Origin of the sequence: uncultured Campylobacter sp. (assembly GCF_937890585.1) — a bacterium.
Taxonomy (GTDB): Bacteria; Campylobacterota; Campylobacteria; order Campylobacterales; family Campylobacteraceae; genus Campylobacter_A.
This window is the reverse complement of record NZ_CALACG010000137.1, coordinates 1-1,264: the sequence shown is the minus strand read 5'-3', so window position 1 is coordinate 1,264 and position 1,264 is coordinate 1. Positions and strand designations below refer to the sequence as shown.

3 protein-coding genes are annotated in these 1,264 nt (G+C 35.2%); 2 read left to right on the top strand and 1 reads right to left on the bottom strand.

The genetic code is table 11. The features are described from left to right. Positions 1-216 precede the first annotated feature (216 nt). A complete protein-coding gene (locus Q0296_RS03940; RefSeq protein WP_103644980.1) occupies positions 217-441 on the bottom strand; it encodes a type II toxin-antitoxin system VapC family toxin in 225 nt (74 codons plus the stop codon). Positions 442-610: 169 nt separating this feature from the next. Here Q0296_RS03940 and Q0296_RS03935 point away from each other — a divergent pair, with 169 nt between their 5' ends. Together Q0296_RS03935 and Q0296_RS03930 are read left to right on the top strand one after the other, a co-directional pair. After that, positions 611-862 (top strand): hypothetical protein, encoded by a 252-nt coding sequence (locus Q0296_RS03935; RefSeq protein ID WP_298036782.1) that lies wholly within the window; start codon positions 611-613, stop codon positions 860-862. Continuing rightward, a complete protein-coding gene (locus tag Q0296_RS03930) occupies positions 863-1,150 on the top strand; it encodes a type II toxin-antitoxin system RelE/ParE family toxin (RefSeq protein ID WP_103644979.1) in 288 nt (95 codons plus the stop codon). Positions 1,151-1,264: the final 114 nt, after the last annotated feature.

Here is a 1,264-nt window from a genome sequence, read left to right as displayed (position 1 = left end):
CCGCCAGGTTACCTAGATACTTAGTCTTTTGCCTGACGCTATCGCACCTTCAAGCGTGCTTAGCGTTAGCGAATCGTTGTCTGGGTTTAGTAGTCTATCGAGAGCGGCACAACTGGTTTTCATGAGCTTAGTCATCTTTGTTTTGGTTGCACATTCCAGCTTTAAGCTAACCTCCGATATAACCAACAAAAGGCTTTGTATTTACCGTATATTATATCAAATGCTCCAATTTCCCATCCTGAGCTCGCTTATATCTTTAAAATCTTTTTCGTTATTCGTAACCAAAATAAGATTATCGCCAAGCGCTACGGCAGCAATCAGCATATCCATATCGCCTATCCTTCTGTTTTTATTTCTTATCTCAAGCCTTATTTTACCATAGCTTGCTGCGCATTTACTCGTAAAATCCAAAACGCCGAAATTTGAGATAAAATCGCCCATCTGTAACAAGTATTCTATGATTTTAAGGGGCTTTTAGAACATTTTTAATAAAAAACTTGTCCGATTATCAGGACAACTTTTTCTAGAATTTTTAGCTATAGAAATTTTTGTTTTAATAAAATCAAAGACTCTAAAGTGCTATAATCTACCCAAATTTAAAAGGACTTTTATGACAACCATGATAAACATTCAAACAACTGCAGATAATACCACTCTCGAAGCGATAAAGGCTCTACTTTTTAAAATAGATCCAGCTGCTATTTTTGAAGCCTATGGTGAGCAGCAAAACTATCTTAGTAAAGAGGACGAAGAGCATCTAAAGAGGATTTCTGATATGGATGATAAAGGAGAGCTAGAGTATGTCTCGATGGACGAAATGAATACTCATGTAAATTCTCTTTTTAAAAAATACGGTGCCTAAATGCAGCAAATTCCTTATTTAAGCAAGGAATTTCTAAGCCAACTTGATGCAATTTTAGATTTTTACTCTAAGGATAGCATTGAGACTGCTCGGGCTTTTTATATTGAGCTGGTAGAAAGGCTAAAAAGCATCTCTTATATGCCTTACAGATTTAGAAAAAATAAAACAATCAATAGAGAAGACACTAGAGACCTTATCTTTAAAGGGTATGTGGTAGTCTTTCGTATAGAACAAGATCACATAAAAATACTTGCAATATATAAGCACAATCTCACTCCTTACTCATAGAAATACGCTATTAGCTTAAATTTATAGAGGCTATAACTTCTAAATTACTATTTAGCTCTTGCGCCTTAATCTCCACAGGAAAGGCTATACCAAAGTGTTCAAGCTCTCTTTTTA

What these genes read in the sequence shown, in the direction of transcription:
- Q0296_RS03930 (WP_103644979.1), top strand. Translation starts at nt 863, where the DNA reads ATGCAGCAAATTCCTTATTTAAGCAAGGAATTTCTAAGCCAACTTGAT.
- Q0296_RS03940 (WP_103644980.1), bottom strand. Translation starts at nt 441, where the DNA reads ATGGGCGATTTTATCTCAAATTTCGGCGTTTTGGATTTTACGAGTAAA.
- Q0296_RS03935 (WP_298036782.1), top strand. Translation starts at nt 611, where the DNA reads ATGACAACCATGATAAACATTCAAACAACTGCAGATAATACCACTCTC.